This is a genomic window from Microvirga terricola (assembly GCF_011777495.1).
In the GTDB taxonomy this organism is placed as follows: domain Bacteria; phylum Pseudomonadota; class Alphaproteobacteria; order Rhizobiales; family Beijerinckiaceae; genus Microvirga; species Microvirga terricola.
This window is the reverse complement of sequence record NZ_JAATJS010000007.1, coordinates 43,616-69,919: the sequence shown is the minus strand read 5'-3', so window position 1 is coordinate 69,919 and position 26,304 is coordinate 43,616. Positions and strand designations below refer to the sequence as shown.

18 protein-coding genes and 2 pseudogenes are annotated in these 26,304 nt (G+C 60.3%); 12 read left to right on the top strand and 8 right to left on the bottom strand.

Annotated features, from left to right (window positions below; genetic code table 11):
* Window positions 1-5: 5 nt before the first annotated feature.
* Genes shc through hpnA form a run of 6 tightly spaced genes read right to left on the bottom strand, consistent with a single transcriptional unit; the run spans window position 6 to window position 7,101 of the window.
* Window positions 6-1,973: a squalene--hopene cyclase gene (gene shc / locus HB375_RS16715; RefSeq protein ID WP_167674152.1), complete on the bottom strand. Its 1,968-nt coding sequence runs from the start codon at window positions 1,971-1,973 to the stop codon at window positions 6-8.
* Window positions 1,970-3,271 (bottom strand): hydroxysqualene dehydroxylase HpnE, encoded by a 1,302-nt coding sequence (hpnE, locus tag HB375_RS16710; RefSeq protein ID WP_167674151.1) that lies wholly within the window; start codon window positions 3,269-3,271, stop codon window positions 1,970-1,972. The genes shc and hpnE overlap by 4 nt, the downstream gene beginning before the upstream one ends.
* Window positions 3,271-4,098 carry a presqualene diphosphate synthase HpnD gene (hpnD, locus tag HB375_RS16705; protein WP_167674150.1) on the bottom strand — a complete coding sequence of 276 codons (828 nt, stop codon included), beginning with the start codon at window positions 4,096-4,098 and terminating at the stop codon, window positions 3,271-3,273. Before hpnD ends, hpnE begins: the two co-directional genes overlap by 1 nt.
* On the bottom strand, window positions 4,095-4,964 hold the full coding sequence (gene hpnC / locus HB375_RS16700; protein ID WP_167674149.1) for a squalene synthase HpnC: 870 nt from the start codon (window positions 4,962-4,964) through the stop codon (window positions 4,095-4,097). Before hpnC ends, hpnD begins: the two co-directional genes overlap by 4 nt.
* Window positions 4,964-6,112: a glycosyltransferase gene (locus HB375_RS16695; RefSeq protein ID WP_167674148.1), complete on the bottom strand. Its 1,149-nt coding sequence runs from the start codon at window positions 6,110-6,112 to the stop codon at window positions 4,964-4,966. The genes hpnC and HB375_RS16695 overlap by 1 nt, the downstream gene beginning before the upstream one ends.
* Window positions 6,109-7,101, bottom strand: coding sequence for a hopanoid-associated sugar epimerase (gene hpnA / locus HB375_RS16690; RefSeq protein WP_167674147.1), 993 nt, complete (start codon window positions 7,099-7,101; stop codon window positions 6,109-6,111). Before hpnA ends, HB375_RS16695 begins: the two co-directional genes overlap by 4 nt.
* 317 nt (window positions 7,102-7,418) lie before the next feature.
* Between hpnA and HB375_RS16685 the strand changes: the two genes are divergently transcribed.
* Together HB375_RS16685 and HB375_RS16680 are read left to right on the top strand one after the other, a co-directional pair.
* Window positions 7,419-8,753 (top strand): NfeD family protein, encoded by a 1,335-nt coding sequence (locus HB375_RS16685; protein ID WP_167674248.1) that lies wholly within the window; start codon window positions 7,419-7,421, stop codon window positions 8,751-8,753.
* A complete protein-coding gene (locus HB375_RS16680) occupies window positions 8,750-9,544 on the top strand; it encodes a slipin family protein (protein ID WP_167674146.1) in 795 nt (264 codons plus the stop codon). Before HB375_RS16685 ends, HB375_RS16680 begins: the two co-directional genes overlap by 4 nt.
* Window positions 9,545-10,513: 969 nt before the next feature.
* On the opposite strand, the gene HB375_RS16675 is transcribed toward HB375_RS16680, so the two are convergent.
* Window positions 10,514-11,221, bottom strand: a complete 708-nt coding sequence (locus HB375_RS16675) for a L,D-transpeptidase family protein (RefSeq protein WP_167674145.1) — start codon at window positions 11,219-11,221, stop codon at window positions 10,514-10,516.
* Between the two features lie 453 nt (window positions 11,222-11,674).
* Here HB375_RS16675 and HB375_RS16670 point away from each other — a divergent pair, with 453 nt between their 5' ends.
* The 5 genes from HB375_RS16670 (at window position 11,675) to HB375_RS16650 (ending at window position 18,485) form a co-directional block, all read left to right on the top strand.
* A complete protein-coding gene (locus tag HB375_RS16670) occupies window positions 11,675-13,327 on the top strand; it encodes an SNIPE associated domain-containing protein (RefSeq protein ID WP_167674144.1) in 1,653 nt (550 codons plus the stop codon).
* A gap of 592 nt (window positions 13,328-13,919) precedes the next feature.
* Window positions 13,920-15,257 carry an epoxide hydrolase family protein gene (locus tag HB375_RS16665; RefSeq protein ID WP_205800240.1) on the top strand — a complete coding sequence of 446 codons (1,338 nt, stop codon included), beginning with the start codon at window positions 13,920-13,922 and terminating at the stop codon, window positions 15,255-15,257.
* Window positions 15,258-15,386: 129 nt separating this feature from the next.
* On the top strand, window positions 15,387-16,679 hold the full coding sequence (locus HB375_RS16660) for an epoxide hydrolase family protein (RefSeq protein WP_167674142.1): 1,293 nt from the start codon (window positions 15,387-15,389) through the stop codon (window positions 16,677-16,679).
* An 83-nt stretch (window positions 16,680-16,762) separates the two neighbouring features.
* Entirely contained in the window at window positions 16,763-17,806 is a 1,044-nt protein-coding gene (locus tag HB375_RS16655; RefSeq protein ID WP_167674141.1) for an alpha/beta fold hydrolase, read from the top strand.
* Window positions 17,807-18,188: 382 nt separating this feature from the next.
* Window positions 18,189-18,485 (top strand): cupin domain-containing protein, encoded by a 297-nt coding sequence (locus HB375_RS16650; protein WP_167674140.1) that lies wholly within the window; start codon window positions 18,189-18,191, stop codon window positions 18,483-18,485.
* A gap of 78 nt (window positions 18,486-18,563) precedes the next feature.
* On the opposite strand, the pseudogene HB375_RS16645 reads toward HB375_RS16650, so the two are convergent.
* A pseudogene (locus HB375_RS16645) lies at window positions 18,564-19,479 on the bottom strand (alpha/beta fold hydrolase).
* A 166-nt stretch (window positions 19,480-19,645) separates the two neighbouring features.
* Between HB375_RS16645 and HB375_RS17965 the strand changes: the two are divergent.
* The 5 genes and pseudogenes from HB375_RS17965 to HB375_RS16625 form a co-directional block, all read left to right on the top strand.
* Window positions 19,646-19,819 (top strand): annotated as a pseudogene (locus tag HB375_RS17965) (DDE-type integrase/transposase/recombinase); the annotation flags it as partial.
* An 81-nt stretch (window positions 19,820-19,900) separates the two neighbouring features.
* Window positions 19,901-20,641 (top strand): alpha/beta fold hydrolase, encoded by a 741-nt coding sequence (locus HB375_RS16640; protein WP_167674139.1) that lies wholly within the window; start codon window positions 19,901-19,903, stop codon window positions 20,639-20,641.
* A gap of 261 nt (window positions 20,642-20,902) precedes the next feature.
* On the top strand, window positions 20,903-21,658 hold the full coding sequence (locus HB375_RS16635) for an SDR family oxidoreductase (protein WP_167674138.1): 756 nt from the start codon (window positions 20,903-20,905) through the stop codon (window positions 21,656-21,658).
* A gap of 285 nt (window positions 21,659-21,943) precedes the next feature.
* On the top strand, window positions 21,944-23,089 hold the full coding sequence (locus tag HB375_RS16630) for an efflux RND transporter periplasmic adaptor subunit (RefSeq protein ID WP_167674137.1): 1,146 nt from the start codon (window positions 21,944-21,946) through the stop codon (window positions 23,087-23,089).
* Complete coding sequence (locus tag HB375_RS16625) at window positions 23,086-26,223, top strand: efflux RND transporter permease subunit (protein WP_167674136.1); 3,138 nt, start codon at window positions 23,086-23,088, stop codon at window positions 26,221-26,223. The genes HB375_RS16630 and HB375_RS16625 overlap by 4 nt, the downstream gene beginning before the upstream one ends.
* Window positions 26,224-26,304 lie beyond the last annotated feature (81 nt).

Below are 26,304 nucleotides of genomic sequence, written 5' to 3'. Positions count from 1 at the left end.
TTCTCTCACATGCCGCAACGCACCCGCACGTCATTGCTGCGCATCAAGTTGCGGTAGCGGGAGATGGCCCAGAGCGGAAAGAATTTCGCGTAACCATGATAGCGTAGGTAAAAGACACGAGGAAAACCGGTGCCGGTATAACTTTCCTCAAACCACAAGCCATTAGCGGTCTGTTGCCTGAGAAGCCATTGTATGCCCTTTGCCACGGCAGGATGGTCAACCTCCCCGCCGGCCATAAGGCCGAGCAAGGCCCATGCCGTTTGAGATGCGGCGCTAGCGGTTCGCTCATATCCTACATAGTCGAGCCTGTAGCTTGCGCACCTCTCGCCCCATCCGCCGTCCTCATTCTGGATGGACAGAAGCCATGCGATAGCCTTTCTGATTTCCGGCGCAGCGTGATCGACACCGACAGCGTTGAGCCCAGACAGGACGGACCATGTGCCATAGATGTAGTTAACCCCCCAGCGTCCGTACCAGCTACCATCCTTTTCCTGTACCCTCTGCAAGTAGACGCGCGCGCGCGCAACGGCTTGGTTCGCTTTTTCGGTCCCGCCGAGTTGGCCGAGCATTGAAAGGCACCGTCCGGTGACGTCTGCTGTGGGGGGGTCGAGCAACGCTCCGTGATCCGAGAAGGGGATGTGATTCAGGTATTCGTGGGTGTTGTCCGCGTCGAAAGCGGCCCAACCGCCGTTTCGACTCTGCAGCCCCTCCACCCATTCCCACCCTCGTGAAATCGCCACGGCGAAATCACTGCTTCCAGCGTTTCTCTGGGCGCGATCCATCGCCATCACGACCACGGCGGTGTCGTCCAGATCCGGATAATGATCATTGGCATATTGAAAGGCCCAGCCACCGGGCCGGGCATGGGGTCGAGCCTTGGACCAATCACCTCTGATACTGAGAATTTGTCGCGACTTGAGCCATGCAAGGCCGCGATGAGCCTTAGGTGACGGCATGTCACCGCTTGCTTCAAGCAAAGTGTGGCAAACAAGCGCCGTATCCCAAATAGGTGACACGCATGGTTGGCAATACGCCTCCGTCTCTCCAATCATCAGCAGCTTTTCGATGGCGCGCCGTGCAGTCACCAACGATGGATGATCGGGGTCATAGCCAAGAGCATCAAGCGCCATGACGGCGTTCGCCATGGCCGGAAAAATGGCGCCGAGCCCTTCTTCGCCGTTCAACCTCTCAATGATGAACGCCTCGGCCTCGGTTATGGCTCGCTTGCGCGATCTGCCGCCAAAGACTGGATCGGCGACGCGTAGCGCGCGGTCAATGCCGCCGAAGATTTGGGAATATGGCGCCCGTTGATGCGGTCCCTTCGGCCACTTTCGCACCCGCGCAGGGGGCACGCGAAACAACTCCTCGATACCGATGCGGCGCGGGTTTTTCGCCATCGGCTTCAGTGCCTGAAGGATCAGGAGCGGTACGATCACCGTGCGCGCCCAATAGGAGATTTTGTCGAGATGGAACGGGAACCAGTGAGGCAGCAGCATGACCTCGACCGGCATCGCCGGAACCGCTCGCCATGGCACAATCTGATAGAGGGCGAGGAGTATGCGGGTGAAGACATTGCATTTTGCTGCGCCGCCATGAGAGATGATCGTATCTCTCGCGCGCTTCATGTGTGGAAGATCTGGGCTGTCGCCTATCATCTTGAGAGCGAAGTAGGCTTTGACGCTGGCGCTTACATCAAGCGGGCCTTCGGCGAAGAGTGGCCATCCGCCGTGATCGCTCTGTTTCCGCCGAAGGTAGGCGCCAATCTTGAACTCGAGTTCAAGATCATCCGGCTCTCCACGATAATGGCGTAACAGAATGTATTCGGCAGGTATGGTGACATCGGCTTCCAGTTCGAAGATCCAGTGCCCGTCCGGACGCTGATGGGACAGTAGAGCCTCTCGACCGGCGCGCACGGCGGCGTCGAGATCGCGCAGAGCTATCTTGGTTCTCTCCGCTTTCATAACGATGGTCATGCTTTGCCGGCCTTCCTGCGATGAGGACGCCAATCTCGCGTACGGCGGCCGGCAGAATGCTGCAACAGATTGGCTGCGGTAACCCCGGACCGGATGGCGCCCTCAATTGTCGCCGGTAGCCCAGTTGCTGTGTAGTCGCCTGCAAGGACAAGGTTGGCCCATCGCGTTCGGGAGGTCGGGCGTCGTATCTCCTCACTCGGGAGAGTGGCAAACGTCGCGCGCCTTTCTTTCACAACCTGCCAAGGCGGCATGGTCTGGCTAAATCCGAGCGCTCTCTCAATGTCGCTCCAAAGCCGCTGCGCAAGCACGTCGCGTGGCATATCGATTAGGCGGTCGGCGCTGCTTGTCGTCGTCGAGATTCGGTCACGATAGCTAAAGATCCACTCGACATCGCCGCCGATGACACCGAGAATCGGTGGGAGGTCCGATGGGGGTTCGATCTTGAAATGCCCGTTGATGATTGCGCGATGCTCAACCGGCGTGTCCACCTCCGGCAGAAGCTGCGATAAAGCCGTTCCAGAGACGGCCAGAACAACTTGATCATCGTGGGTGACCTGAACGGAATGGTCGCCAAACAAGAGCCGATCTGCGCGATCAGTCTTGAGCGATATGGAACGAAGGCGACAACCGAAGTGTATCGCGGCGCCGCGCTGCTCCAGAAGTCTGATGGCCGGATCGATGAAGGCTGCTGATAGACCGTCGCGGGTAACCAGCAGGCGGCAGGCCTTTCCTCCGCGCCCGAGAGTTTGGCGGATGACGGCGTTGGCGAGTCTGGCACTGGCGAGCGGTGGCTCGGTGTTCAAGGCAGCCAGTAGCAAAGGCTCCCAAAGCCGCTCGTAAAGCGTTCCATGACACCCCAGTATATCGCTGATCCGAGTTCGGTCGTTGCTGAAACGCAAGCCCAGAAGCTTCAAATAGTCGAACGGACGGGTTCCTGGAACCCGTTTGGCCTCATTGAAAATCCACCATGGAATCCGGCCTTCATTCAACTCAATATGCCATCTCTCGTCGCTGCGCAGATCGACGAAATCGAAGGCGGGGCGATCTGGTTCTATGAGCGAGTCTCGTGCGCCGATGCGATCGAGATAGGCGAGCGCGCTATGATTGCCGGAGAGAATGACATGGTTACCGTTGTCGATCGTCGCGCCGATGGTCTTATCGACATAAGAGCGGCAACGCCCCCCCGCCTGCGGGGCGGCCTCGTAGAGCTGAACGAACCATCCTCTCTCGGCGAGCGCAGTTGATGCAGACAGTCCGGCTAGTCCGGCGCCGATGACGTGGACGGTTCGTTGCGCCATCAGAATAGACCATGCCGGATGAGCAGGCTGATCAAGGTCAAACGATCAAGCCTTACTCGGTTGCGCGGCGGCTGGAAGCCTCGCGCTTCCAACTGGCCGAGGAGCCGTGCATAAACGGCGCCCATGAGCCGGGGCGCACGCGTTTTCGCACGGGGAATGCGACGCCACGCCGCATTGGCCTCTCGAAAATGCCAGCGAGCCTGTGCGACTATGGGTTGGCACGCCCGGGCAATAGCGGGATGGGAAATCACTTCATTCGGAACGCAGCTGGCGATGCTCGCCTCGGTCAGCGCCTCGCGGGGCAAATATAACCGTCCAAGATCGGCATCCTCGTCGAGGTCGCGCAGAATATTCGTCAGCTGCAAGGCTCTGCCGAGATGGTGGGCCAGGAGCAAGCCATCGTTGCCGCGAATGTCAAAGATCTGATTGGAAAGGCGACCGACGGCGCTTGCGACGCGGTCACAATAGAGATCGAGCATCGCCATGTCTGGCGCTCTCATATCTCTTTCTGCGTCCATGGTCATTCCGTCTAGGAGCGCTACGAAATCAGTCTGCTTGAGGCCAAACCGGCGAACTGTTGATGCAACTGTCGCGAACCGGCCCGGCGGACCGCCCGTATACAAAGCGTCGAGATCGCGCCGCCAGTTGGATAGTTCAAGGAGCCGTTGCTGCGGCGCGCACTGTTCGTCGGCGATGTCGTCAACAGCACGGCAAATATTGTAGATGGCATACATCGCCTGTCGTTGATCACGGGGCAGGATGCGCATTGCAGCATAAAAGGAGCTGCCCTTGGCGCGACTTGCGGCGACAACAGGAGCTTCTCTCATATCCGCACCTGATGCGCCCCTTGGCGATCTGAATGAGCGCTCATTCGTCGAGCGAGCGCAGAAATTGTGATGCCTAGTGCGCTGGTCCTTCCAATGTGAACGCGCCTGCTCAATGGATCCTGATGCTGGAGAAGTTGCGTGAGTCTGAGCGCTAGGCGATGAATCACGGAGACCTCAAGGGACAAGCGCCAGTCGCGAATATCCCCAGCAAACGAAGAGGTGGGGTCTAGAAAGTTCTCGGTTCGAGCTGCCAGACCCGCTAGGCAACGGCGTAACCCCGGAGACGATCGGTGGGCGTTCAGATCGGCAACGTCGGCTCCAGCGGCTTGCATGGCGTCCAACGGCAGATACACGCGATCAAGCGTGCGAAAATCTTCGCCGCAATCCTGAAGGTGGTTGATAATCTGCAGTGCGGCGCATAGCGCATCATTGGCCGGCCACGAGGCCTCGCTCTCACCGTGGACATCAAGAACGTAGCGCCCGACAGGCATGGCCGAGAGGCGACAATAATCGATCAGCTCGTCCCAGGTGCTGTAACGCGCTTTGCGTATGTCTAGACGGAAGGCGTCGAGGAGGTCGAGCGCATGCTTGGGGGTGAGGCCGCGCTCGCGCAGTATCGATCTCAGGGGCAAGGCGACTGGTTCGGTGTCGTTATGCCCTAGCAGGCTTGCTTCCAGCTGGTCCAGAAGGCGGAGTTTTTCTAAAGGTTGGAGCGTGGGATGATCCGCGACATCATCCGCCGTCCGCACGAACTCGTAAAATGCAAGGATGGGCGCTCGGTACTGGGAGGCAATCAACCACGATGCGACGGGGAAGTTTTCGTCGCGCGTGCTCTTGCGAGTTCTGGCGGAAGAAGCGGTGTCCATTACACATCTCGCGGAGCTTGCACCCGTCCCTTCCACAGCCCCCCGCGCCCGGCGACATGTTGCGCTGCTGAGTCGAGGGTAAAGGCTGCGTAGCAAAGGGCGATGACAGGTAAGAGGGCACTCCACAGCCAGGATGCCTTGTAGAATCTTAAGGTCGGCACGAAGGCAAGCGCCATGGCAGTCCATGCGAAGATCGCAACGTAACGAGCTGGAGGGGTAGAAGCTAAGGCGACTGCAGGCGGTGTGACATAGACAATCACCATACCGACCAACGTACAGAGCAGAAGCGTGGGCGAGTAGCGAAGCTGCGCGTAGGCTGAGCGGGCCACCATGCGGCGGATATCGTTGAGACGATCGTAAGCCCGAATGCTTTCGGCCCGATGCGTCAGGCCGATCCAGATCCTGCCGGTGTTCCGCTTGAGATGCGCCGCGAGCGTGCAGTCGTCGATAAGAGCGTCGCGGATTGCCATGAGACCACCGATGTCCGCCAAAGCCGCTCGACGAACCAGGATGCAGCCGCCTGCTGCTGCAGCAGTCCGTGACCCGGCCTGGTTCACCCAGCGAAAAGGGTAGAGCATCTGAAAGAAGAAGATGAACGCGGGGATCAGCATTCGCTCGGCGAAGCTCTGGCACCGTAATCGCGCCATCAGGGACACGGCCGAGAGGTTATTCTTGTCGGCGCGTAAGACCATCGTCCTCAGGGTATCAGGTGTATAGACGATGTCGGCGTCGCTGAACCAATAATAGGTCGGCTCCGTCTGGCTCGCGGCCTCGACGCCCTGGTTCAGGGCCCATAGCTTGCCGGTCCATCCTTTCGGTAAGTGCCGTCCTCGAATGACGGAAAGGCAGTCTTCACGATTGACTCCAATGGCCGCCCATTGAGCGACTTCGGAGGTGCCGTCGTCACTGTTGTCGTCGACAAGGATGACGCCGAAGGAGCCTCGGTAATCCTGCACGAGGATGGACCGGAGTGAGTGCGCAACGACGCCCGCTTCATTGCGGGCCGGAACAACTGCTATCACGCTTGGCCAGGTATTGTTGGGGCTCTCAATGACCGACGTGTCAAAATCAAGAGCGCGCCAGAAGTCACCCCGTGCAGTCAGCAGGTAAATCCAGACCACGGCGGTGATCAGCGCTATGACGATCATCGCAGATAGCCCGCCAATTGAAACCAGGAAACGGCATCGACTAAGGCCTCTCCATAGGGGCGCGCACTATAGTCGAGCTCTCGCTCTGCCTTGGCTGACGAATAGAACATTTTGTGGCGAGACATTCTCAGAGCGTCCCGACTGACAAAAGGCTCCCGTCCAGTGGCGCGTGCCCACGCTTCCGCCGCAAACGCAAGCGGCATCACGACGCCGGGCCGGAGTTGCAGGCGAGGGGGATTCCGGCCAACGATTGCCGCAATGTCTGCGAGCATGCGCTTGAGCGTCACGTTCTGGCCGCCCAAGATGTAGCGCTCTCCGATGTTGCCGCGCTTAAGGGCTACTAGATGCCCGCGCGCTACATCATCGACGTGAACCAGGTTAAGCCCGGTATCGACGAAGGCCGGCATTCGTCCGGATGCAGCCTCGACAACAATTCGGCCGGTTGGCGTTGGGCGAATGTCCCGAGGACCGATAGGGGTCGAAGGATTGACGATGACGGCTGGAAGCTTGTCGTCGTGCACCATTCGTTCGACAAGCCGCTCTGCGGCGATCTTGCTACGCTTATAGGCGCCGACCGCTTCGCTCTCATTGAGGCGACTCGCTTCATCGCTCGGTCGCGCACTAGAGGGGGGTGTTATGGTCGCGACGCTGGAGGTGTAGATGACGCGTTCCACCCCCTCGGCCAGGGCGGCACGCATGACGTTCTCGGTCATGGTGATATTGTTTCGGCGGATTTCGTCCGGGTCGCGCGCCCAGAGTCTGTAATCTGCAGCTACATGGAACACCGCTTGTGCCCCCTTCATCGCCCGCGCAACGGCGGTGGCGTCGCGGAGATCACCGGCAATTTTTTCGCAATCGACCCCAATCAGGTTCCGATGTGGCGCCGAGGCTCGCACGATCGCGCGCACGCGATAGCCTTCTCCGGCAAGATGACGCGATACTGCGGAGCCGACAAAGCCTCCGGCCCCTGTCACAACGACTACAGTCATTCTGGAGACGGCTCCACTGGCGGACTGTCAATGAATCAAAGCACTCGACGACAGCGAGTTCAATGGAGCAATCGGGACTGACCGTGCGAGGTACTCCGGATTTGTTCTTGGAAGCGTAACCGTAGGGTGGCGCGACACGGTGTTCGACGCGAGGCGAGTGTGAAATATCGGTATCCAAACCTCGTGACAAAACGCCGCTTGGCGGGTTGTGAAACAACTCGGCGCTATAACTGACCGGGAAGCGCTCGCATCCTGTTACTAACGGAGAGTCGTGCGTGAGCCTGTGGCGACTGATCCGGATTGTAGCCGCTGTCCTGATGGGGATGGCGTCTGCGGGGGTGACCGCGCGGGCTGATGATCTCCGAGACGGATCGAAGCAGCTCGCCGATTCGATCTCGGTCACCGGTGCGATTGGTCCTGCAACAGCCAAGTACGTCAAAACATCCCTTGCTCTTGCCGCTCAAAAGCGGGCCGAGGTCGTCATCCTGCATCTCGATACTCCCGGCGGGCTCGCCTCGAGCATGCGCGAGATCATCGCCGATGTTTTGGCTTCGCCGGTTCCCGTCGTTGGCTTCGTTGCGCCAGCCGGCGCGCACGCGGCGAGTGCGGGCACATACATCCTCTACGCGACGCATATCGCGGCCATGGCTCCCGGCACCAATCTGGGGGCGGCAACTCCGGTACAGATCAGTGCCCCGCCCATGCCCTCGACCGAGAAGGGCGGTGACAGCGATAAGGGCAAAGACGCTATGACTGCGAAGGTAACGAATGACGCGGTCGCCTTCATCCGCAGCTTGGCCGAGTTGCGCCGCCGCAACGCCGATTGGGCCGAACAGGCCGTGCGGGAAGCGGCAAGCCTCTCGGCTCAGGCCGCTTTGGACAAGGGTGTGATTGACATCATCGCGCGTGATGATGCTGATCTCCTCTCGCGCATCGACGGGCGCGAGATCGAGATTGCAGGCGCGCGCCGTCGGCTTGCTACTGGCGATCTTTCGATCGAGACGCTTGAGCCGGGCTGGTTCAACCGTCTCCTCTCCGTGGTGACCGACCCCAACATCGCCCTCATTCTAGTGATTGTCGGCCTCTACGGCCTTGTCTTCGAGTTCAGCAGCCCGGGCGCGATTGCTCCCGGCGTCGTCGGCGGCATCAGCCTCGTCTTGGGTCTCTATGCCCTGAACATGCTGCCGGTCGACTATACCGGCCTCGCGCTCATGCTGCTCGGCATCGGATTCCTCACCGCGGAAGCGTTCACGCCGACCGTGGTGCTCGGCGTTGGCGGCCTCATCGCCTTTCTTCTGGGGGCGACGATGCTGATCGACACCGATGCGCCGGAATTCCGGCTGTCCTGGACCGTGATCGGAAGCGTGGCGGCGCTGTGCGTCGGTTTGTTCACCCTGACACTCGGCTATGTCTGGCGGATGCGGCACCAACCCGCCCGCACGGGCGCTGCGTCGATGCTCGGGCAGCCTGCGGAGGTCCTCGACTGGGCAGGTGAGGAGGGCCATGTGCTGGCCTTCGGAGAACGCTGGCAGGCACGGGCCGCGCAAGCGCTCGCGCCCGGCAATCGTGTCGAGGTGACGGGAGTCGATGGGCTAACACTTGTGGTGCGTAGCAGATCAGAGGTGACAGCAAGAGGAGGAGGATCGCCATGATCTTCGACTATTTCACCTATCTGGTTCTCATTCTCCTCGTCGTGATTTTTCTGAGCGCCGCGATCCGCGTGTTGAGGGAATATGAGCGGGGCGTCATCTTCACGCTTGGCCGCTTTACGGGCGTGAAGGGCCCGGGCCTGATCATTCTCATTCCCGCTGTGCAGCAGATGGTGAGGGTCGATCTGCGCGTCGTCGTCCACAATGTGCCGCCGCAGGATGTCATCTCCCGCGACAACGTCTCGGTGAAGGTCAACGCCGTTCTCTATTTCCGCATCGTCGATCCCGAGCGGTCGATCATCAAGGTGGCGGATTTCATGGCGGCGACGAGCCAGCTCGCACAGACGACCTTGCGCTCGGTTCTCGGCAAGCACGAACTCGACGAGATGCTCGCCGAGCGAGACCGCCTCAACGCGGACCTCCAGCAGATCCTCGACCTACAAACCGACGCCTGGGGGATTAAGGTGACGAATATCGAAATCAAGGACATCGACCTCAACGAGAGCATGATCCGTGCCATCGCCAAGCAGGCCGAGGCGGAGCGCCTGCGGCGGGCGAAGGTCATCAACGCGGAGGGCGAGCACCAGGCGGCGGAGAAACTCGTCGAAGCCGGCAAATCGCTCGCACGGGAACCGCTCGCGATGCAATTGCGCTATTTCTCGGCCCTTCACGATATTGCCAGCGATCGCTCGTCGACCATCGTGTTCCCCTTACCCGTCGATCTCTTGGCTCACCTCAGCACCGCAGTGTCTGAACATATGACCCGGTCTGGACCGGACGCGCCTCGAGACTGAAGGGATCGAGGAGGGCTGCGGTGCCAGGACGTGGTTGGTATCGGTGCCGGCACGCCGGCTGTAGAGAACCTTATTTCCCCGTGTGTTCGTATGGGGACTTGCTCTCGTCCATCCGATTTACCTGTCAGCTACCGTTTCGGCATGTTCTGATCTTGTTTCTTACCAAGCGAACCCACATGCGGCCGCGGTGAGGGAGGGGTAGCCCTTGCGGCGCACCTGCGCTTCCCAGCGAGAGCCGCGTTTACGAATGGATCGTCTACTCGTCGGTACGGCACGAGTTGTGGCGGAGCGATCTGTTCGGCTGCTGAGGTGCTCTGATAAAAGCCCTTTTAAATCAAGGGCCTAATGGCGGTGGAAGCGGTCACCTGCGAACCTGTCTCCAGTAGCGTTCCCTGTTTTCGGCGAAAATACTGGGAAATTCGCTTAATCGGCCTGGCTTCAACCAGGTCTAGTTGCGGTATTCCATAACAATATCAGCTGCTTGTCCTGTCAAAGCTGCGCAAGATAACAGGGAAAGAGTTTAGCTAAACAGGGAAGCTATATGGGTAGAGCAGGGTTCTGAGGTTGAGTCCCTCGCATCTCAGGGTTTTCCGGCATTCAGCAGCAAAGGCCAACGAGCGCTTAGTAAGTGTCTGAACCGGAAAGATTCCGGACTCCTCGATGTACCGTGCTGAGATGCACTATGGATCAGGCCGGGAAGTGACGAACTGAAACACCGCTTAGCCGACGCCGAAAGCAGGCTGGCCGACGCAGAGAGCACGAACGCCCATCTCCAGATCCCTGCCGACTCAACAACATCCTCTTCAATCTGGAATGCTGGCGCCGCCAACCTGGAGTCTTGCATGACGATAAAGGTCGCGTCGTCGACCTTCCAGAGATCGCCACCCGCACAATCGCTCAGTCTCCAAGAGCGAGCCTGTTGTTTGCACTGCCCGCACTGGCAGTGCCCGACCGGGGGTGGTGCCGTTGCTAGGCCGGCAGGACGATCACCTTCGTCTTGACCGGTGTTCTTTCGTACAGGTGCATCATGTCCTGCGTAAGGAGGCCGACGCAGCCGCTCGTGATGCCGTTGCCGATCGATTCGGCGTCGAGGCTGGCGTAGATCGTGTAGAGCGTGTCGGCGCCGTTCTGATAAAGATAAAGCGTGCGGGCGCCGAGCGGATTGTCGAGGCCGCCCGGCATGCCGCCGGCCCATTTGGCCGCCTCAGGCTGGCGTTTGATCATCTCCTTGGGCGGGGTCCAGGTTGCCCACTCGCCCTTGCGCCCGACATAAGCGTCACCACTCCATCGGAACCCGTCGCGGCCGACATTGGCACCATAGCGGGTGGCGGTTCCGTCGTCCTCGATGCGGTAAACATAGTAATTGCCGGGATCGACGATAATCGTACCGGGCGCCTCTTTGGTGTCGTAGCGAACGGTTCGGCGATAATATTTCGGATCGACCTTGCTGACATCGACCGCCGGGATCGGGAATTTCTCATCGGGCACCGGCCCGTAGACCTTCGCCGCCTCAGCAAGGCTCATGCCGTCGGATGCGCAACCGGCCAGCCCCAGCGCGCCGACACCGGCGGCCGAGCCGACCAGAAACGACCGGCGGGTGAGAAGCCCCGCCCGACGCCCGAGCAAAACTGCCTCGTCTCTCTCACCAGCACCGGCATTCCCACCGTCCATGATCATGGCAGTTTCCCTTGTCCTATTGCCCGACGAGAAAAATAGTCCGGCTTACACCCGTTGAACGTCTTGTTGAGCTTAAAATTGCCGCCACGCGGCTCGGTTGGCAAGCCCGGGCCTTCGCTGCGCGGAGCTTGCCATGCATCAAAGTCAGTAACGTCTACGCGGTCTCGCATCTCACTTCGCATGGCGCTCGGGGTGGCTCAATCGGACCGTCCCGAAGCCGGGCCGATTGGCCTGATCGCCACCACCCTGATCCACGTTAAGGCACTCGCGTTGTACATCTGACCCGCGGGCGTTCATCAACTCAAACTATCGATTCCGCAAGAGGTGCTGGGTCGACTCGGTTCCGACCAATGCTAAGGTCCATTCCCTGTCATCCACAGGTTGAATTAGTCCCTCAGGTGACAACCTAGTGGAGGTCAAACATTCTGGGCCAACCCTTCCATAAGGCTCTCCATGTTTGACAACCTACTTCTTGGAACTTCTCTCTTCTCAATAGCTGCTGCCGGAACGGCGGGTTGGGTCCTTTACAGGAAAACGGCTACCCTGAAGCAACGTCTTGAAGCTGAAATCGATGCCAGGATCGCTGTGGAAGCGAAACTCGCACGGTATGCTGATATCATGGATACTGAAGCAGAAGTCGAACGACTCATCGCAAGCGCTAGAGAAAAGGCAAACAGCGGTCTTCAGCAAGCGCGAGAAGAAGCAGCCCACCTTCTTGAAGCCGCACGACATCAGAGCGACGCGCTTGTCCGTTCCGCCGAGGTCGTACAGCAAGAGGCGAAGTCGATCCTCTCGACGAGCCAGCTTGAGTCGCAGATTATCATTGAGGCGGCTCGCAGTAGTGCTGAAGGGATCACTTTACGCGCTCGCGAAGAGGCTAAGGCTATCATCACAGGAGCTGAGAGCAGGGCTGCTGAGGTCTTGCAAGCTCTTACCCGTGCGGAGGCTCTGCGCCGGGAAGTGGAGGCGCTGGAGGCAAAGATCAAAGGATATGGGAATGCGCATGTCATCCCAGGGCGGAGCCTTCTCGATGACCTCGCAGCAGAATACGACCATACCCAAGTGGGTAGAGAACTGAAGGAGCTTAGAACTAGGATCCGGTCATACACGGAGAAGGGCATGGCCGCCACGTGTGACTACGTCGAGTATGTTCGTAGAACCACGGCTATAAACTTCATCACCGATGCGTTTAATGGCAAGGTCGAGGATATCGTTACCAGAGTTAAAGTCGATAACTACGGGGTCTTGAAACGAGAGATCGAGGACGCCTTCGTCCTCGTAAACCGCAACGGGCGCGCCTTCCGTGATGCTCGGATCGAGCCGAATTATCTTGAGATGCGCTTGGAAGAGTTGCGCCTCGCAACTGTCATCAAGGAACTCAAAGAAAAGGAGCGTGAGGAGCAACGCATCATCAAGGAACGGATTCGAGAGGAGGAGAGGGCGCGGAGAGAGTACGAAGCGGCAATCAAGCAAGCTGTGAGGGATGAGGAAGTCATCCGCAAAGCCCTTGAGAAGGCACGCAAGGAAGCCGAAGCAGCCTCCGAGTCTCAGCGTGCCGTGTTTGAGGAGCGTCTCAGAGACTTAGAAGCAAAGCTTCAAGAGGCCGAAGCACGAAACCAGCGTGCTTTGTCAATGGCGCAACAAACGAAGTCAGGCCATATCTATGTTATTTCCAACATCGGCTCGTTCGGTGAGGACATCTTCAAGATAGGAATGACGAGGCGCCTTGAGCCCTTGGATAGAATCAAAGAGCTCGGCGATGCCAGTGTCCCGTTCGAGTTCGATGTCCACGCGATGATCTACTCTGAGGATGCCCCCAGGCTCGAGAACGAGCTTCACAAGATATTCATTGAAGCTCAGGTGAACAAGGTCAATTCGAGAAAGGAGTTCTTCAAACTCTCCCTGACGGATCTTCGGCAGCAGCTGTATCAGCTTGGACACACGGAAGTGCACTGGACGATGATTGCGGAAGCCCGCCAGTATCGAGAGACCTTGGCCATTGAAGAGCGGTTTGCCAAAGATCCGGATGCTCGCTCAAAGTGGATTCGAGAACACCGTAAGCTGGAAGATATCATGGCATACGATGAAGAGGTCGTGGCCGAGTGATGCATCCTTTGTAATCTAGGTGTCTATGAGAGACGGCTGGGTGATTTTTGCCTGAGGTCGCCTATGCAGAGATCCGAGAGGCACTTCGCTGCCTCCCACTATATCTCTAGTGCTCTTCTCTCAGAATAAGACTCCAAGATACCATGCCTGAAAAGTTAAGCATCTTTCCCCGTATGATCTCCGACTTCTGCCGCATACGGGTCTCAAAAGCTCTTCCTCCCCATGAAGTCGAGCGGCTGCGCCAATATATGCTCGATCTGTTTGCCTCAGATCAGGTAGCTCCGACGCCTTGCACAATGATAGTTACTGCGGTTGGGCGATTTCTCACGGAACCACTCACCTGTATGGCGCCACGCTAGATGATTAGAAAATCCTTGTAGATCAGCGCGAGTTTCTTGGCGATCTTGGCGAAGGGGACGCCCGAGCTGCTGGTCCCAAACAGCTTGAGGGAGTACCTGGCCAAATTTCGGGACCTCCGGATATTCAAGGAACGAAAGTTCATCCCGGTAATTCACGGTTGCGGAGGGTGATGCAAGCTGATCTTCGGTCAAATCATTCACCGGCACGCAAGCCCGCTTGTCCACCAAGGAGAATGACGATGTCCTTTCTTACAACCTCAGCCGCAATGCTTCTTGCCACGTCGGCAACCGCGGTAGCCGTCAGCCTGATCCCCGTAGGGCTTGCCGCGGCACCCGCCACACCTGGCACAGCGGCCGCCACACCGGGCAAAGCGACCGAAGATACCGCAATCCACCCTTTCCGCACCGTCATTCCCGACGATGCGCTTGTCGATCTCCGCCGCCGCATCGCGATGACCCGCTGGCCCGATAAGGAAACCGTCACGGATCAGTCGCAGGGCGTTCCATTGGCAACGATGAAAGAGCTGGCGAGCTACTGGGGGACAGACTACGACTGGCGCAAGGCCGAGGTGAAGCTGAACGCCTACCCGCAGTTCGTAACGAACATCGATGGGCTGGACATTCATTTCATTCACGTTCACTCGCCTCATCCGAACGCGATGCCGCTCATCGTCACGCACGGATGGCCCGGTTCGATCGTCGAGCAGCTGAAGATCATTGAGCCCCTGACCAATCCCACCGCCCATGGCGGACGTGTGGAGGACGCCTTCGACGTCGTGATCCCATCGATGCCAGGCTATGGCTTTTCCGGAAAGCCAACAGGCACCGGCTGGGGCCCCGAGCACATGGCCCGGGCCTGGGCGGAGCTGATGCAGCGCCTCGGCTACAGCCACTACGTCGCCCAGGGTGGCGACTGGGGGGCGTTTGTCGTCGACCAGATGGGCTTGCAGGCCCCGGCGGGATTGCTTGCCATCCACACTAACATGCCTGCCACCGTTCCAGCCGACGTTGACAAGGCTCTCCAAACCGGCGGCCCGGCGCCATCGGGTCTCTCAGCCGAAGAACAGCGTGCTTATGAGCAGTTGGTGAGAACTTTCAAGCAAGTCGACTACGCCAGGCTGATGGGGTCGCGCCCGCAGACCTTATACGGCATTGCGGATTCACCTGTCGGCCTCGCCGCTTGGCTTCTGGACCACAATGATGCTGATGGCCAGCCGGCCGCCGCAGTCGCGTCGGCACTGAACCGGACCACGAGCGCCACGGGCGAACTGACGCGGGACGAGATCCTCGACAACATCACGCTTTATTGGCTGACAAATACGGGTGTCTCGGCGTCTCGCCTCTATTGGGAATACAAGGGCGGCTTTTTCAACGCCAAGGGGGTCTCCATCCCGGTTGCCGTAACCGTCTTTCCGGGCGAGCAATATCAGGCACCGCGGAGTTGGACCGAGAGGGCGTATCCCAAACTCATCTACTACAACAGGGTCGACAAGGGCGGCCACTTCGCCGCGTGGGAGCAGCCGGAGCTATTCGCTCAAGAGATCCGTGCCGCGTTTCGACCGCTCCGCTGATCGCTCAGAGGACGCGGCGCACGCGCCATGCGCCGGCTCCCGTGCATGGGCCGAGTTGATCGCGTCCTTCGAATTCGAACCGACCACGACCGACTGAGGCCTCATCGACCCCTACGCAGGAGAATGACGATGTCCTTTCTGACCACCTCAACCGCCATGCTTTTGGCCTCGTCAGCAGCCGTGCTCGCCGTTAGCTTGATCCCCACGCCTCTGGTTGCGCAGCCAGCCACAGCGGGCGCTGCGACTGAAGACGCAGCGATCCGGCCGTTTACATTCCGCGTGTCTGACGAGGAACTTGCCGATCTCAAACGGCGGATTAAGGCGACCAAATGGCCCAGTCGGGAGTTGGTCGTGGATGACACGCAGGGCGTGCGCCTTGCGACGATGCAGAAACTCGCCGACTATTGGGCCAGCCAGTACGACTGGCGAAAGGTCGAGGCGCGCCTCGCCGCGCTGCCGCAGTTTGTCACCAACATCGACGGTGTCGACATCCACTTCATCCACGTCAAAGCAAAGGAACCGAACGCGCTGCCGGTGATCATCACGCATGGTTGGCCGGGTTCGATTATCGAGCAGCTGAAGGTCATCGACCCGCTGACCAATCCGACGGCTCATGGCGGGACTGCGGCGGACGCGTTCGACATCGTCATTCCCTCGATTCCAGGGTACGGCTTTTCCGGTAAGCCGACAGAGCTCGGATGGGATCCACAGCACATCGCGCGCGTCTGGGCGGTGCTGATGGACCGGCTGGGGTACAAGAAATATGTCGCACAGGGCGGTGACTGGGGCGATGCCATTTCCGAGCAAATGGCGCTTCAGAAGCCTGCGGGGTTGCTTGGCATCCACACCAACATGCCGGGAACCCTCCCTGATAATATTTCAGCGGCGCTTGCCGGCGGACCACCGCCCACGGATCTCTCAGCTGACGAAAAATATGCATGGGACCAGCTGGACTTCTTCTACAAGCACCGTGTGGGTTACGCGCAAGAAATGGGCAACCGTCCGCAGACGCTCTACGCTCTGGAGGATTCGCCCATCGGCCTTGCCGCGTGGATGCTCGACCATGATGCGGCCAGCCAAAAGCTCATCGGACGAGTCTTCGACGGGCAGTCAGAGGGCCTCACGCGTGACGATATCCTCGACAACGTCACGCTCTACTGGCTGACGAACACGGGTGTCTCGTCGGCGCGTCTCTTTTGGGAGAGCAAGCTTGCATTCTTCGCTCCCAAGGGCGTTACCATTCCGGTCGCGGTGAGCGCGTTTCCGGACGAAATCTATACCGCACCGCGTCGTTGGACCGAGAAAGCGTTTCCCAACCTGATCTACTACAACCGCCTCGGCAAAGGCGGCCACTTTGCGGCATGGGAGCAGCCGGAACTCTTCACCCAAGAGATCCGGGCAGCGTTCAAGTCACTGCGCTGATCGGGAGGAGGCAGCGTGCACGTAATGCGCGCCGTTGTCTCCCGCCACACGAGGCACGTTCGGTGCCAATTGGGGAGAGGTCGATGCCCGAAGACGTCAAATACAATCGCCGTCGCTTTTTGAGCACCGCGGCCATGACCATTGCTGCGGCCGAACTCGCCATGATCGGTTCGGCGAAAGCGCAAACCAGCGGAGGAGCATCGCCCGCGATCAAGCCGGTGACGAGTACGTCGTTCGGCTCGCTGAAGCAGATCGATGCCGGCGTCCTGAACGTCGGATACGCCGAAGCCGGCCCTGCCAATGGCCCGGTGGTCATTCTTCTGCATGGCTGGCCCTACGACATTCACAGCTATGTCGATGTCGCCCCGTTGCTGGCATCGAAGGGCTACCGCGTGATCGTGCCTTACCTGCGCGGCTATGGCTCGACGCGTTTTCTCTCAAGCGAAACCTTCCGGAACGGTCAGCCTTCGGCGCTCGCGGTCGATATCACCGCGCTGATGGATGCGCTCAAGATCGAGAAGGCGATCCTCGCCGGCTTCGATTGGGGAGCGCGGACGGCCAACATCATCGCTGCGCTGTGGCCGGAGCGTTGCAAGGCCATGGTCTCGGTCAGCGGTTATCTGATCGGCAGCCAGGAAGCCGGCAAGATGCCGTTGCCGCCCAAGGCTGAGCTCCAATGGTGGTACCAGTTCTATTTCGCCACAGACCGCGGCCGCGCCGGCTACGATCAATACCGGCATGATTTCAACAAGCTCATTTGGCAGCTCGCGTCGCCGAAATGGGATTTCAATGACGCCACATTCGATCGCACCGCGGCGTCCTTCGACAACCCGGATCATGTGAGCATCGTCATCCATAATTACCGCTGGCGGCTCGGCCTCGCGGCCGGAGAGCCGAGGTATGACGATCTGGAGAAGCGCCTTGCCGAAGGCCCGGTCATTGCCGTGCCGACCATTACGATGGAAGGCGATGCCAATGGGGCGCCACACGCGGACGCCAGTTCCTATGCCAAGAAATTCTCGGGCAAATACGCGCACCGGCTCGTCACGGGCGGCGTCGGGCACAATTTGCCCCAGGAAGCGCCGAAGGCCTTTGCCGATGCGGTGGTCGAAGTAGATCGCTCTTGATCGGCCCTTGTCGCATTCAAGAACCCGTTCTCTGGCCATTGAGGTCCACATCGACAAGAACCGCGAGCCGCCGTGCGGAACGACGAAACCGGGACCTCCGCGATCAAGCCTGCGGTCGCTGCCGATCGATCACCCGCGTTGAAGCAGTTCCCGTGAGCAATGATCGCTTGCGACCCTCACGTCTCTGACCGATCTGTTTAATAAGGAGGACCGCGATGACTCAAATCCACCAGCCGGGCCAAGCCGCTTTCAGTGCGGTCCTTCCCGAAGACATCGACTGGAAGCCATTCCCGGCGTTCCCGCCTTCGGTCCGCCTTGCTGTCATTGTCGGTCAGCCATCCGAACTGGTCCGTACGTCATCAGGGTCAAAGTGCCATCGGGCGTGAAGCTGATGCCACACCGACATCCGGAGGATCGGGTCTACACAGTCATATCCGGCGTTTTTTACATTGGCCTTGGGGATCAGTTCGACGGCAACAAGCTGGAGGCTTATCCACCGGGTAGCGTCATCGTTCTTCCGGGCAATACATCCCACTTCCACTGGGCAAGGTCCGGCGAGTACGTCACCCAAGTCACCGCCATTGGTCCGTTGGGAATAGGATACATTCATCCCGACGACGATCCGCGTGGCGAGAGTTTTCAGGATCAGAGCGGTGACGCTGGCCCGCGAGATGATTGAATAGAAGAGGCTCTGACTTTGCCCCAGCCTCACAGCACACCGTGTTAATCGACATTCCGGCTCCCTCAATCGAGTCGATCAGCTCTTGTCGAGGAAAGCACGTACGGCGCTGATCGTGGCGGCAGGCTGCTCCTCCATTAGCCAGTGCCCGGGAATTCGGGATTACGAGTTCGGTGACGTCGGTCGCAGCAGCCCGCATGACCACCGCCATGGTGGGTCCGAATGATTTTACGCCGCCGACTGCCAACACCGGCATCGTCAACTTTCCTTGCGCCACGAAGACCCTGTTGTCGTTCGCGTCCTGGTCGAAGGCCGCGAACTGATTGAAGCCGGCGTGCATCGCGCCAGGCTGGGCATAAATCCTCGCATAGTGTTCCCGCGAGGCCTCGCCAAAGCTCTTCGGGTTGGCCGAGAACTCGTTCCAGAAGCGATCGAGATAAATCCGTTCCCGCCCGGCCACCAGTCGCTCGGCGTCGGGACCCTGAAACGAAAAATGCCACAGGGCCCAATTGCGTACGATCTCGTCCCATGGGCCAATCCCCGGCAGTGGGGCGTCCATGATCACGAAGCGCGCGACCCGCTCGTGATGCTGCGCGGCAAACGCGTAGCCAACCATGTTGCCGATGTCATGGGTGACGAGGTCGACTTTGTCGATCTTCAGGGAGTCGAGCACGCCCGCCATGTCTTGGCCCTGGGTTTTCTTGTCGTAGCCGGTTTCGGGCCGGGACGAGAGTCCCATGCCACGCAGATCCGGGGCGACGACGGTATGATCGCGGGCGAGGTCGGTGGCCAAAGGCGCCCACATGTCACCGGTCTCGCCATAACCATGCAGCAGCAGGACTGCCGGTCCCTGGCCGCCGACCCGGACATGTAGGATTGTCCCGTTGGTCTGGATCTCTTGCGTGCGAAAACCGTCGGGATAGGGCTGAACCTGCGCCGCGACGGGCAGCGATGTGACAAGGGCAGTTAAAGCGCTCGACACAATCCGGAACATGTCGGACCTCGTCCAATCGAAGGAAGGCAGCTCTATGCGATCTCTTTAGCCTTTCCGAGAGCCGAGAGTATGGCATGCGTGCCGGATCGCCCGGCGTGGAAAAGGAGGGGATGGAGCCCGACACCTACGAGGTGGCTTTGTCGAACCAACGGAGGTACGTGACCAGTGGCGGTACCGAGCAATCGACAGCACCGCGACACGGTGGAATTCTGGTTCAGCGTTCGGAGAAATCTCACGGACGCCAAGGTTTCCGCGCAAGGCATTGAAGCGGCACGGTCGGCCTGAGAGGATTGTGATCAATGGCAGCCAGACGAACCGTGAGGCGGTTCTATTATCGGACATTCGGCGCTATCGGCGTTGAATTGTTCGGTGCACCAGCCAAATATACAGCAGCTGCCGCCAAACTCAGCGGAGTAGCACCATGAAACGCTCGATTCTGGCTCTCCTCACGGGAACCGCGCTTGCGGCGTCATCCCCTACGTACGCAGCCGTCAAGACTATCGTTTTGGTGCACGGCGCCTTCGCCGATGTCTCCGGATGGAAGCCGGTAGCGGACATTCTCCAGAGTCACGGTTACTCGGTACGGGTCGTCCAGGAGCCCGAGACGAGTTTCGCGGCAGATGTGGCTGCGACGCGCCGGGTTCTCGACACGTTGGGTCCTTGCGTGCTGGTCGGCCATAGTTATGGCGGGATGATCATCACCGAGACGGGAGCGCATCCCGACGTCAAGGCTCTTGTTTATGTAGCGGCGATGCAACCGGACGTCGGTGAGAGTCTGTCTGATCTGGCAGGTAAAATGCCAGCGGCTGCCAAGAGCATCGGGCCTGTTGGCGACGGCTTTCTGGCCGTCAACCCCGCTGCGTTTGCGAGTGATTTCGCTGCGGACGTTCCCAATCCGGTCGCTCGTTTTATGGCGATCTCCCAAGTACCAGTTTCAGGCGAGGCCTTCGATGCGAAGGCCACGGTTGCGGCTTGGAAACAAAAGCCGAGCTACGCAGTCATTCCCACACAAGATCGAATGATCAATCCAGACCTCGAGCGATTCATGGCGAAGCGAGCCCAATCGCAAGTCATTGAACTTCCAGGCAGCCACGCAATCTTTCTTTCGCACGCGCGCGAAGTGGCAGCATTGATCGAGAAAGCGGCTACGGCAGCGAAGTAGGCCATCATTTCTCGATGTCTGCCTCCGGCGTATTGCAACGGACGCGCCGGTCAATCCGGCGCGTTCAGTGAGGTACGTGGAACTGAAATCCCCTGGAACATGCTGGGTGCTCCAGGGTCATGCGGTAACGGCGGTCGACTGGTAACAGCGTGTGGCGCTGCCCCCGGCTTATGGCCTCCTCTGACGGAGCGCACTGCGTTCTGAATCTCGTCGCACTGCAAAGTGGCAGGGTCTCCGGTTATCTACAAGGGAGGGTAAGTCATGAAGATCGTCGTCATCGGCGGCACCGGCCTGATTGGCTCGAAGACCGTTGCGATTCTGCGCCAGGGCGGCCACGAGGTCGTCGCCGCCTCGCCGCAAAGCGGAATCAACAGCATCACCGGCGAGGGGCTGACAGAGGCCATGGCCGGCGCGCAGGTCGTGATCGATCTCGCCAATTCGCCTTCATTTGAAGACAAGGCGGTGCTGGAGTTCTTCGAGACCTCCGGCCGCAACCTTCTCGCGGCGGAGGGCGCAGCGGGCGTCCGGCATCATGTCGCGCTATCCATCGTCGGAACCGACCGGACGCCCGACAATGGCTATTTCCGCGCCAAGGTCGCCCAAGAGAAGCTGATCCAGACCTCCCGTGTCCCCTACACCATCATCCGCTCGACTCAGTTCCTGGAATTCCTCGGCGGCATCGCCGATGGAAGTGCAGTTGGAAATGTCGTCAGGCTTTCGCCCGGCCTCTTCCAGCCCATCGCCGCGGACGACGTTGCTGCCATCGTTGCCGATGTGGCGCTCGCGGCGCCGCGAAACGGCATCGTCGAGATCGCCGGCCCGGAACGAGCGCCGTTCAACGAAATCGTCGCCCGCTACCTGAAGGCTGTCGGCGACCCGCGTGAGGTCGTGCGCGATCCCGACGCCCAATACTTCGGCGGCCGGGTCGAGGAGCGCTCGCTCGTGCCGTTGGGCGAGGCACGCCTCGGCCGCATCGGCTTCGACGAATGGCTCCGCCGCTCCCGGGCAGGAGCCTGATACCGCATCCGCCATCCGAAGGATGCCATTAGGAGTAGGGGGCAAGCCAGCGCGGCGGTGGCTCCCCATGCTGCGTGCCATACTCTGGGCACGTAGTCAGGTTAAACAAAGCCACTTGGGTCGCTTTCCTTCTCCGGCGGAAGAGTGGCTCCGGTTGCACTGTTATCCCGAGCACGGAGCCGGGCCCGCGACCGTCGGACGATGACGGCACCCCTTTCGCCCACGGTCCCGCTCTCCGGTACGCTCTGGCCGGGATGACGGTGAGTGCGTTGGGGAGGAGATACGATGAGCCCGTATCAGTGCAAGACCCCCTCGTGGAGGCTGGCCTTTCTTCTCGGTCTTCTGCTGCCGGCGGCGTGCAACGCTCCGCAGCAAGCGGCGGCTCCGGCGCCGCAGCCAGCGGTCGGTGTGCGGCCCGCGGAGATGCGCGGGGTGAGCCAGTCCTTCCAGTTCGTTGGGCACATCAAGGCGGTGAGCAAGGTCGATCTGCGGGCTCGCGTCGAGGGCTTTCTCGAGCGGGTCGCGTTTCGGGAAGGTCAAACCGTCAAGGCCGGCGAACTCCTCTACCAGATCGAGAAGATCCAATTCAAAGCGCGGGTCGACCAGGCAAAAGCGAACGTGGCTTCGGCCGAGGCCGTCGTGACGAACGCCCAGCTCCAGTACGATCGACAACTGTCGCTCTCTCAGCGCCAATTCGCGTCCCAGTCGGTCGTCGATCAGGACAAGGCCAATCTCGACAGCGCCAAGGCCAACATCCTGCAGATGAAGGCCGCACTCACACAGGCTGAGGTCAATCTCGACTACACCGAAATCAGGTCGCCGATCGACGGGCTGATCGGTCGCACGGCCTACACGGTGGGGAATCTCGTCAATCCGGCGAGTGGCGTGCTTGCGACGATCGTGAGCAAGGACCCGATCTATGTGCTCTTTCCGGTGAGCGTGCGCGACCTCGAACTTATTCGCGAGGCAAGGCGCGAGGAAACGGGCAGCCCCGCCAAGATCGAGATCCGCCTCCGCCTGTCGAACGGCGCCAAATACCCGCATCGCGGTGTGTGGGATCTAACCGACCCGCAAGTCGATCAGCAGACGGACACGCTCATCATGCGCGCCACGGCGCCCAATCCCGACGGGCAGCTGATCGACGGCCAGTTCGTGACGGCGGAGGTCCGCCTGCGCCAGGAAGAGCCGCGCTTAGTCATTCCGCAGGCAGCCTTGCAGTTCGATCAGAGCGGCTATTACGCCCTGGTGGTCGATAATCAGCACAAGGTGCAGCAGCGCCGCATCACGCCTGGTGCGAACCGCGATGCCGATGTGGTCGTCACCGCGGGCCTTCAGGAAGGTGACAACGTGATCGTCGACGGGGTTCAGAAGGTCCAGCCCGGGCAGGTCGTGCAGGCGAATGTGCTGGCGCCAGAGGCCAAAAGCCAATGATCTCGAACATCTTCATCGACCGGCCTCGTCTCGCCTTCGTGATCTCGATCGTCATCACTCTTGCTGGTCTGCTCGCGATGCGGGCGATCCCGGTCGCCCAGTTTCCCGATATCGTGCCGCCGCAGGTCTCGCTCACGACCCTCTATCCCGGAGCCGACGCGGAGGTGGTCGAAACGACTGTCGCTCAGCCAATCGAGCAACAGATCAACGGCGTCGACAATGCCCTCTATTATCAGTCGACGAGCGGAGCCGACGGCAGTTACTCGCTAACCGTCACCTTTGCGCTCGGCACCGATCCTGACATCAATACGGTGAATGTCCAGAACAGGGCCCAGCTTGCAACGCAGCTCCTGCCGCAGGAAGTCCAGCGTCAGGGATTGGTCATCCGCAAGAAATCGGCGGCGCTTTTGCAGGTCATCACGCTCTCGTCGCCGCGGGGAACTCATGATGCGCTGTTTCTCAACAACTATGCCACTATCAACATCATCGATCCGCTGGCGCGCATCCCCGGCGTCGGCCAGGCAAGCCTCTTCGGTCCCCTCGATTATTCCCTGCGCCTTTGGCTCGATCCCGACCGCCTGACGGCTTTCAATCTGACTCCGGCCGATGTGATCTCGGCGATCCAGTCCCAGAACCTGCAAGCCGCAGTGGGCCGCATCGGCGCGGAGCCCGCACCGGGCAACCAGCAACTGCAGCTCACCATCAAGACCAAGGGACGTCTGACCCGGACGGAAGAGTTCGAGAACGTTGTCCTGCGCGCAAACCCCAATGGTTCCGTCGTCCGCGTCAAGGACGTGGCCCGTGCCGATCTCGGCGCAAAGACACAGGACCGTTACACCCGATTCAACGGCGCACCATCTGCAGCGATTGGTATCTATCAGACGCCCGGCGCCAATGCGGTCGAGGTGGCGCGGCGCGTACGGGAAGTGATGGACGGCCTGGCAAAGCGTTTTCCGGACGATATGCGCAGCGATCTCTTCTGGGATGCGACCACCTTCGTCACCGCAACCGTCAACGAGGTCATTCGCACCCTGATCGTCGCTTTCCTGCTGGTGGCGCTCGTGGTGTTCCTGTTCCTCGGCAAGCTGCGGACGATGGTGATCCCGATGATCGCGGTGCCGGTCTCGATCATCGGCACCTTCGCGGTCATGCTCGTCATCGGTTATTCAGCCAATACGGTATCGCTCCTTGCCTTGGTGCTCGCCATCGGCATCGTCGTCGACGATGCAATCGTCGTCACCGAGAACGTGGAGCGAGTGATGGAAGAGGAGCCGACTCTGTCGGTCCCCGACGCCACCAAGAAGGCCATGGCGGAGATCACCGGGCCGATCATCGCGATCACCCTTGTCCTGTTGTCAGTGTTCATTCCGGTGGCATTCATTCCCGGTATCAGCGGTCAGCTTTTCCGCCAGTTCGCCGTCGCGGTGTCGACTGCGATGGTCATCTCCGCAGTGAACGCCCTCACTTTGAGCCCGGCCTTGTGTTCGGTTCTTCTGAAGCGCACCGGGCCGCGTCGCGGACCGATGCGTTACGTGCTCGGCGCGATCGATCAAGCGCGCGACGGGTACGCCGCGCTGGTGCGCCATTTCGTCCGTGTCGCAATCGTCAGCCTGATTGTCGTGGCCGGAGTCGCGGCGGGCTCGTTCTTTCTCTTCAGAGTGACGCCGCAAGGCTTCCTGCCGTCGGAGGATCAGGGCGCGATCTTCGCCGCCATGCGGCTGCCCGAGGGCGCGTCCAACGAGCGCACCGAGAAGCTTGTCGCTCAGGTGGAAGACATCATCCGACAGACCCCGGGGGTCGCGCGCGTCCTGTCGGTGGTGGGTTTGAATTTCATCGATTACGTGGCCTCGTCGAACAATGCCTTCTTCGTGATCCGCATGAAACCGTACGAGGACCGTACCGATCCGGCTCAGAGCGTCGATGCAGTCCTCGCCCGCCTGCGCCCACAGCTCTCCGCCATCCAGGGAGCCGTCGTCTTCCCGTTCAACTTGCCGCCCATTCTCGGGCTGGGCAATACCGGTGGCTTCCAGTACGCGCTCGAAGCTCTGCAGGGCCAGAGTCCCACGGACATCGCGGCCGTCAATCGCGCGCTTCTCGTTGCCGCCAATCAGCAACCCGAGCTTGCCGCCGTCTTCAGCACCTTCGCCGCTGACACGCCGCAGATCTATCTCGACATTGATCGCGACAAGACACAGGTGCTGGGCATCCCCATCAGCAGCATTTTCAACGCGCTTCAGGCGTCACTCGGCGGATTTTACGTCAATGATTTCAATCTCTTCGGCCGGACTTGGCAGGTCAATGTCGAGTCGGAGGCCAAGTTCCGCAATGAGATCGAAGACATCTACCGGGTTTATGTCCGCAATGCCGCGGGCGCGATGGTGCCGATCCGCGCCCTGGCACAGGCGCGGCTCGTGCAAGGACCGCAGGCGCTCGTGCGCTACAATGGCTTCCGCGCCACGATCATCAACGGCGCCCCCAAGCCGGCCTACAGCTCCGGCCAGGCGCTCACGGCGATGGAGCGGATCTCGGCGACGACACTCCCGCGCGGCTATGGTTTCGAATGGACCGGGACCGCGCTGCAGGAAAAGACAGCAACCGGTCAGACTGGCGTCGTGCTCGGCCTCGCCGTGCTTTTCGCCTATCTGTTCCTGGTCGCGCTCTATGAGAGCTGGAACATCCCGATCCCGGTTCTCTTGTCGGTCACCGTCGCCGTGTTCGGCGCCATCGCGGCGGTGAAGCTGTCCGGTCTCGCCTTCGACGTCTACGCGCAGATCGGGCTTGTGGTGCTGGTGGCACTCGCCGCCAAGAACGGGATTCTGATCGTCGAGTTCGCGCTTCAGCAGCGGCTCCAGGGCGCAAGCATCGGCGATGCGGCGATTACTGGCGCGCGCCTGCGCTTCCGGCCGGTGATGATGACGAGCCTTGCGTTCATCTTCGGCCTCCTCCCGCTGGTGATCGCCGAAGGCGCCGGAGCGCTCAGCCGTCGTGCCGTCGGCACTCCTGTCTTCGGCGGCATGCTCGCTGCCGCATTCTTTGGTATCTTTGTGATCCCGATGCTCTACGTGGTCTTCCAGAAGCTGCGCGAACTCAGCGCCGCAAAGTCGGCATCGAAGGCCCGCCTCGCAGCGGAGTGAGGGGCAGCCTGTCTCGGTTCCCCATTCGCCATCGACGCTGGCTTTGATTGCGATTCAAAAGTGGCTTCGCAATCGCGGGCG

Coding starts and splice junctions, on each gene's coding strand:
- shc (WP_167674152.1), bottom strand. CDS start 1,973: ATGACCATCGTTATGAAAGCGGAGAGAACCAAGATAGCTCTGCGCGAT.
- hpnE (WP_167674151.1), bottom strand. CDS start 3,271: ATGGCGCAACGAACCGTCCACGTCATCGGCGCCGGACTAGCCGGACTG.
- hpnD (WP_167674150.1), bottom strand. CDS start 4,098: ATGAGAGAAGCTCCTGTTGTCGCCGCAAGTCGCGCCAAGGGCAGCTCC.
- hpnC (WP_167674149.1), bottom strand. CDS start 4,964: ATGGACACCGCTTCTTCCGCCAGAACTCGCAAGAGCACGCGCGACGAA.
- HB375_RS16695 (WP_167674148.1), bottom strand. CDS start 6,112: ATGATCGTCATAGCGCTGATCACCGCCGTGGTCTGGATTTACCTGCTG.
- hpnA (WP_167674147.1), bottom strand. CDS start 7,101: ATGACTGTAGTCGTTGTGACAGGGGCCGGAGGCTTTGTCGGCTCCGCA.
- HB375_RS16685 (WP_167674248.1), top strand. CDS start 7,419: ATGGGGATGGCGTCTGCGGGGGTGACCGCGCGGGCTGATGATCTCCGA.
- HB375_RS16680 (WP_167674146.1), top strand. CDS start 8,750: ATGATCTTCGACTATTTCACCTATCTGGTTCTCATTCTCCTCGTCGTG.
- HB375_RS16675 (WP_167674145.1), bottom strand. CDS start 11,221: ATGATCATGGACGGTGGGAATGCCGGTGCTGGTGAGAGAGACGAGGCA.
- HB375_RS16670 (WP_167674144.1), top strand. CDS start 11,675: ATGTTTGACAACCTACTTCTTGGAACTTCTCTCTTCTCAATAGCTGCT.
- HB375_RS16665 (WP_205800240.1), top strand. CDS start 13,920: ATGACGATGTCCTTTCTTACAACCTCAGCCGCAATGCTTCTTGCCACG.
- HB375_RS16660 (WP_167674142.1), top strand. CDS start 15,387: ATGTCCTTTCTGACCACCTCAACCGCCATGCTTTTGGCCTCGTCAGCA.
- HB375_RS16655 (WP_167674141.1), top strand. CDS start 16,763: ATGCCCGAAGACGTCAAATACAATCGCCGTCGCTTTTTGAGCACCGCG.
- HB375_RS16640 (WP_167674139.1), top strand. CDS start 19,901: ATGAAACGCTCGATTCTGGCTCTCCTCACGGGAACCGCGCTTGCGGCG.
- HB375_RS16635 (WP_167674138.1), top strand. CDS start 20,903: ATGAAGATCGTCGTCATCGGCGGCACCGGCCTGATTGGCTCGAAGACC.
- HB375_RS16630 (WP_167674137.1), top strand. CDS start 21,944: ATGAGCCCGTATCAGTGCAAGACCCCCTCGTGGAGGCTGGCCTTTCTT.
- HB375_RS16625 (WP_167674136.1), top strand. CDS start 23,086: ATGATCTCGAACATCTTCATCGACCGGCCTCGTCTCGCCTTCGTGATC.